This is a genomic window from Flagellimonas baculiformis, assembly GCF_033441575.1.
GTDB lineage: Bacteria > Bacteroidota > Bacteroidia > Flavobacteriales > Flavobacteriaceae > Flagellimonas > Flagellimonas baculiformis.
In genome coordinates this window covers 105,274-111,526 of sequence record NZ_JAUZVW010000015.1, presented here as the reverse complement: position 1 = coordinate 111,526, position 6,253 = coordinate 105,274, and the positions used below count along the sequence as shown (strand labels likewise).

At 47.0% G+C, this 6,253-nt stretch carries 3 protein-coding genes; all 3 read left to right on the top strand.

The genetic code is table 11. The features are described 5' to 3' along the window. Nucleotides 1-237: 237 nt before the first annotated feature. The 3 genes from SD450_RS17625 to SD450_RS17615 all read left to right on the top strand — a co-directional run bounded on the left by SD450_RS17625 (nucleotide 238) and on the right by SD450_RS17615 (nucleotide 6,248). Nucleotides 238-546: a DUF6660 family protein gene (locus tag SD450_RS17625; RefSeq protein ID WP_081894468.1), complete on the top strand. Its 309-nt coding sequence runs from the start codon at nucleotides 238-240 to the stop codon at nucleotides 544-546. 124 nt (nucleotides 547-670) lie between these two features. Continuing rightward, nucleotides 671-5,044: a CusA/CzcA family heavy metal efflux RND transporter gene (locus SD450_RS17620; RefSeq protein ID WP_318345694.1), complete on the top strand. Its 4,374-nt coding sequence runs from the start codon at nucleotides 671-673 to the stop codon at nucleotides 5,042-5,044. Nucleotides 5,045-5,048: 4 nt separating this feature from the next. Continuing rightward, nucleotides 5,049-6,248: an efflux RND transporter periplasmic adaptor subunit gene (locus SD450_RS17615; protein WP_318345693.1), complete on the top strand. Its 1,200-nt coding sequence runs from the start codon at nucleotides 5,049-5,051 to the stop codon at nucleotides 6,246-6,248. Nucleotides 6,249-6,253 lie beyond the last annotated feature (5 nt).

Genomic DNA, 6,253 nt, shown 5'->3' with positions numbered 1-6,253 from the left:
GTATTCTAAAAATCGAATCCAATAGAAAAAAATTATCCTAAAAAAGTTGCTCCTATCATAGGATACATAAAGCCGTTGCCGTTGTCACTTTTTTCATACTCTAGTAATGACCTGATATTTTAGGGGGAAAACTCCAATAATGAAGTTTGGAACTACTTTTTATTGGTCCAAAAAGAGTTCCTTTTAAGAACCATTCTTTGCAATAGAGTTGCACTTGGATTTTTTTATCTTTGCCCCGTGAAATTTTTGACAATCATATTAACAATATACTTCTTGGCGCTCAACGTGGTGCCTTGTAGTGATTCAGGGAATGCCTCTGACGATTGCCAAACTGTTTCGGTAGTCGATTCTGACGGCGACCAAGGTGACGATTGTGAACTTTGCTCGCCTTTCTGTCAATGTCATTGTTGCCACGTTCACACCATAGATTTTGGGCTTGTCGCATTTGAACCGTACCAGCCAGAAATCCCAGACGAATTCTTTGCCCATTTTGATGACCTCGGCAAGGATATTCCACCTTCTCTTTTACAGCCCCCTCGGGCATGATCCAGTTTTTATAGGATAAAACTATCCTGTTTTGACGTGACTTTTTCATGGTTACGTCAATATCGTGCGTTGCTTTTCATCAATGCGCCCAGTAAGAATATAAACTGAATCAATACCCTTGTCCATGATCAACAGAATCATTGATTTTTCAATCAATAATAAATTTATTATTGGTCTGCTGACCCTCGCATTGATTGGTGCGGGCGTTTATAGCATGACCCAAGTTCCCATCGATGCCGTACCGGATATCACCAATAATCAAGTGCAGGTCATCACTCAATCACCTAATCTGGGAACAGAGGATATTGAGCAATTCGTGACCTATCCCGTGGAAGTTGCGATGAGCAACCTACCCAATGTCAAGGAAATCCGCTCTGTTTCCCGTTTTGGGCTTTCTGTGGTGACCATTGTATTTGACGATGAGGTGGGCACTTATTTGCCCAGACAACTTGTAGCCGAAAAACTGCCCGAGGTTCAGGAACAGATCCCTTCTGGCTTTGGCAAACCCGTTATGGGGCCAATTTCAACGGGATTGGGTGAAATCTACCAATATACCCTTGAAGTAGATGATGAACATCAAGGTGAATATTCGGCAACGGAACTGCGAACGATGCAGGACTGGATTGTACGGAGACAGATGGCCATGGTACCCGGCGTGGTCGAGGTAAACGCCTTTGGCGGAAACAAAAAGCAATACGAAGTGGCGGTTGACCCGGACGAACTTCGCGCCATTGGTATTACCATTACAGAAGTGTTCTCGGCCCTTGAAAACAACAACCAGAATACAGGTGGGGCCTACATCGAGCGTAACCATCAAGCCAACTTCATTCGTGGTGAAGGACTGGCCAGGACCATATCTGATATTGAAAACATGGTGGTCAAGGCCGTTAATGGCATTCCCATCAAAGTGAAGGATATAGGAAAGGTAAGTATGGGAAGCGCGGTACGCTACGGTGCACTTACCAAAGATGGAAAGGGCGAAGCCGTGGGCGGAATGATCTTGATGCTCAAGGGGGCTAATTCCAATGAGGTGATTGAAAATGTGACCCAACGGGTAGAACAGATACAACGGTCCCTTCCTGAAGGTGTTTCCATCAAACCTTTCCTTGACCGCAGCGAATTGATCGCCGAGACAACAGGCACGGTAACGGGGAACCTTTTGGAAGGTGGGCTTATCGTGATCTTCGTGTTGGTCTTGTTATTGGGAAATTGGCGTGGCGGACTCATTGTGGCTTCGACCATACCCTTATCCCTATTGTTTGCCTTTATTCTGATGAATGTTTTTGACGTATGGGCAAACTTGATGAGCTTGGGGGCAATCGATTTTGGAATCATTGTGGATGGTGCGGTGATCATCGTAGAGGGCACCGTTTTTTTAATGTACTCCTATGTGGTCAAAAAGAATGGCGTTAGTGCAGAAACACGGGATGACATCGCCGCCAAGGCCTCCAAAAAAATGATGAACGCCGCTTTCTTTGGCCAGCTGATCATTCTAATCGTGTTCCTGCCCATTTTAGCCTTGGAGGGCGTCGAAGGGAAAATGTTCCGGCCCATGGCCCTCACCTTCATTTTCGCCATGATCGGGGCCATGCTATTGTGCCTTACCTATGTGCCCATGGTTTCGGCATTGTTCCTACGGCCGCCAAAATCCAAAAAACAATCCTATGGCGATAGGTTCGTGCATTGGATTGAGCAGAAATATGAACCGTTGTTGACCAAATCACTTTCAAAGGCCAAAATGGTCGTAAGCATTGCCCTTGGCCTTTTTGCCATTGCCATTTTCGCCTTTACGAGAATGGGTGGTGAGTTTATCCCGCAATTGGACGAAGGTGATATTGCCTTTCACGCGATCTTGAAACCCGGCAGTTCCCTGTCGGAAACCATCGAAACCACGACAAAGATTGAACGTATCGTGAAGGCCGAATTTCCCGAAGCGGAAACCGTTCTCAGCCGTATCGGTGTCGCCGATGTACCAACGGACCCGATGCCCATGGATATCGCCGATGTCTTCGTTATCCTCAAACCAACGGATGAATGGACATCTGCAGAAAGCAAGGATGAATTGGTGGAAAAAATGAAGGAGGCCATCAGTATCGTTCCCGGTGTGAATTTTGAGTTTACCCAACCTATAGAAATGCGCTTCAACGAATTGCTTACGGGTGTTCGTGAGGATGTGGCCATTAAATTGTTCGGGGAAGACCTCGGCATATTGGCAAGCAAGGCCGAGGAAATGGGGGAAATCATTGCCACCGTTCCCGGTGTGGCAGATATGAAAGTTGAGGCCACGGACGGCCTGCCACAAATCACCATTGACTATAACCGCAATAAATTGGCACAGTACGGTCTAAAGATCGAACAGCTCAATAAAGTGGTACAGGCCGCCTTTGCAGGAGGAAAGGCGGGCGTAATCTTCGAGGGTGAAAAACGGTTTGACCTGGTCGTAAGACTTCAAAAGGAAAACCGGCAAGGCATCGAGGACATCCAGAACCTGTTCATCAACCTGCCCAATGGTTTGCAAATCCCATTACGGGAAATTGCCGAGGTAAGTTATGAACCCGGCCCCATGCAGATAAGCCGTGACAATACCAATAGGCGGACCTATGTGGGCATCAATATTCGCGACCGTGACGTAAAATCCGTTGTAGAGGATATCCAAGAAAAATTGGATGCTCAGTTTGACCTGCCCACAGGATATTACATTCGGTATGGTGGAGCTTTCGAAAATCTGGAACGCGCCAGCAATAGATTGCAAACTGTGGTCCCTATTGCCTTGTTCCTGATTTTCATATTGATTTATTTTGCGCTAAAGTCCTTTCCACAGACCTTGATGATCTACCTCGCCATCCCGATGGCCACCATTGGCGGTGTGTTCGCCCTCTGGTTAAGGGATATGCCCTTTAGTATTTCCGCGGGGGTCGGCTTTATCGTGCTTTTTGGCGTGGCCGTTCTGAACGGACTCGTCATGATAAGTGGTCTCAATGAACTGAAGGAAGAAGGTGTGACCAATCTTAAAGGTAGAATTATAGAAGGCACCAAAAGACGGATTCGTCCCATTATGCTCACGGCCTTTACGGATATTTTAGGGTTTCTTCCCATGGCCGTTTCGGCTTCGGCCGGGGCAGAGGTACAGCGACCTTTGGCCACCGTGGTCATTGGTGGCTTGATAACTTCGACCCTCTTGACCCTCTTTATCCTACCCATCTTTTACCAATGGGTCGAGGGACGTTCGGAACGGATGAGTAAACCCGACCCGAAATGGGTTACCCCTGTGGTCATGGTCCTTCTTTTGTTCGCCACCGCACTGCCTGCCAAAATGCATGCGCAAGAAGGTTTTGAAAATGCACGGCAGATCCAGCCTAAAGATTCACTGCCCGCTATTTCATTGGAAGAGGCGGTGGAAGTTTCCAAGAAAAACTACCCGCTGTTGAAAGCGAAACAATGGGAGGTCCAAAAACAAACCGCCCTAAAAGGTATGGCTTACGACCTTGGCAATACCCAAGTCTTCACAGGTGGCGAAGAAATTGCGGACGGACAAGGAATTTATACCTTGGTTGGGGTTGGACAACAGAATATCGACCTGTTGGGCATCAGTGCAAAAAGGCGTTTGCAGAGACAACGCATCGCTTTGGCCGAGACAGCTCTTGACCTTTCCGAACTGCAAGTGGAACAGGAGGTCAAAAAGGCTTGGTCAGAAGCCTATCGACAACGACAGAAATTTGAACTGTACCGTGAACTGGATTCCATTTATTCACAATTTAAAAAAGCAATAGAACTCAACTTCAAGGTAGAGGCCATTTCCCGGCTGGAATATTCATCGGCCACAAATCAGGCCTTACAAATCAACAATCAACTGCAACAGGCCGAAAGTGATTATGCCATCGCCCTGCAAAAGCTCAATCTTTGGTTGGTTTCGGACATCTACTATTCCGTTCCAGAAAAGCTTGATGAAAGTTCGGTAACGGTTTTGGGATGGGACGGGGATTTGGGAAAACACCCAGCGCTGGAACTTTCACAAAGGAGCATCGAGGAGGCCGAGGCGACATACGATGCGGCACGTGCCGACCTGCTGCCTAAGTTCAACCTTCAGGGCGGACTGCAACAGGTCAATGGCAATAGCGGGTTCTACACCTATCAAGCCGGCATTTCGGTTCCTTTGTTTTCAGGTGGACAGCGTAGTCAAGCCAAGGCCGCCAAAATTGAAAGTGAAATCGCAAAGACCAATGCAGATTATACCAAACGCCAGCTGCAATCCGAATATCGGCAGGCGGTGCAAGCCTATCGGAAATGGAGCGCATCGTGGCAATTTTATAGGGACAAGGCCTTGCCGCTTGCCCAAGAGCAGCGCAGGGGAGCGTTGTTGGCCTACGTGGAGGGTGCGGTGGACTATGCAGCGTTCACACAGATTATTCGGGATGCCATAAACACGGAAATGGATGCACTTGACGCTCTTGACAACTATCTAGAATCAGTATTTGAATTACAATATTTTAAACAATAGACAAATGAACAATCTTTTTAAATATAGCGTTATCGGGCTCGTGACGATGCTCTTGGTTCTTACTTCCTGTGGGAATTCCAAAGCCGATACTGAGGAAGCAAAGCAAAAAAATCCTGAAGTGGGTGAAATGCACAAAGAAGGTGAAGTCAAGGAAGCCATGCTAACGGAAACGCAATTCCGCAACCTTAACATGAAAATCGATACCGTTGCCCCACGTGTTATGAAGCAGTATGTGGAAGCCAATGGCCAACTGGAGGTCCCACCTCAGAATGAAGCGACCATTACGACGGTCGTGGGTGCCAATGTGGTGTCCATAGAGGTCATTGAAGGCGACAAAGTAAAAAAGGGACAAACGGTCGCCTATTTGTCCCACCCCAATATCATCCAGAAACAGACCGATTTCCTGAACTCCTACAGTAACAGCCAGTTTCTTAAGAAGGAATTTGAAAGACAAAAAAACTTGTATGATGCCGGGGTGGGCAGCGGGTCCAACTTTCAAAAGGCCGAAGCGGAATACCGGGCCTCCCAAAGCCTGGCAAAAGGATTGGAAGCACAGTTGGAACAATTGAACATTAGTGCATCCGGGGTCAGAAACGGTACGATTTACCAACGGGTGGCATTGCGAAGTCCCATTGAGGGATTTGTCCAAAAAGTAGCCGTCAAAACCGGGCAGTACGTAGAACCGCAGACCGACCTATTTGAAATCGTTGACACCCATCACGTCCATGCCGATTTAATGGTGTTTGAAAAGGATGTGTACAAAGTAAAGGTAGGCCAGCAAGTATCCTTCAATGTACAATCCATTCCCGGAAAGGAACTTACTGCGAAAATTTATTCCGTAGGGAAAACTTTCGAGCAAAATCCCAAAGCGATACACGTCCATGCTGAAATCGAGAACAAGGAAGGGCAGCTGATTCCAGGGATGTATGTTGAAGGACGGATTGAAATCCAAAAATTCGAGACTGTTGCGATGCCTGAAAGTGCAATAAGTTCGAACGAGGGAATGAAGTATATATTTACAGCGGAGCGCGAAGGCAATGACTGGAGCTTCAAACCTGTCGAAATTACCACCGGTCCACATGACGGAAATTGGGTCGCCATCGATTTTGTAGACTCTATTGGACCAAACACTACATTTGCATACAACAATGCCTACTATTTAATGGCCCAAATGAAAAAAGGGGATGCGGGACATGATCATTGATATAA

Excerpts from the sequence above, each read along its gene's own strand:
- SD450_RS17620 (WP_318345694.1), top strand. The coding sequence starts at position 671 with ATGATCAACAGAATCATTGATTTTTCAATCAATAATAAATTTATTATT.
- SD450_RS17615 (WP_318345693.1), top strand. The coding sequence starts at position 5,049 with ATGAACAATCTTTTTAAATATAGCGTTATCGGGCTCGTGACGATGCTC.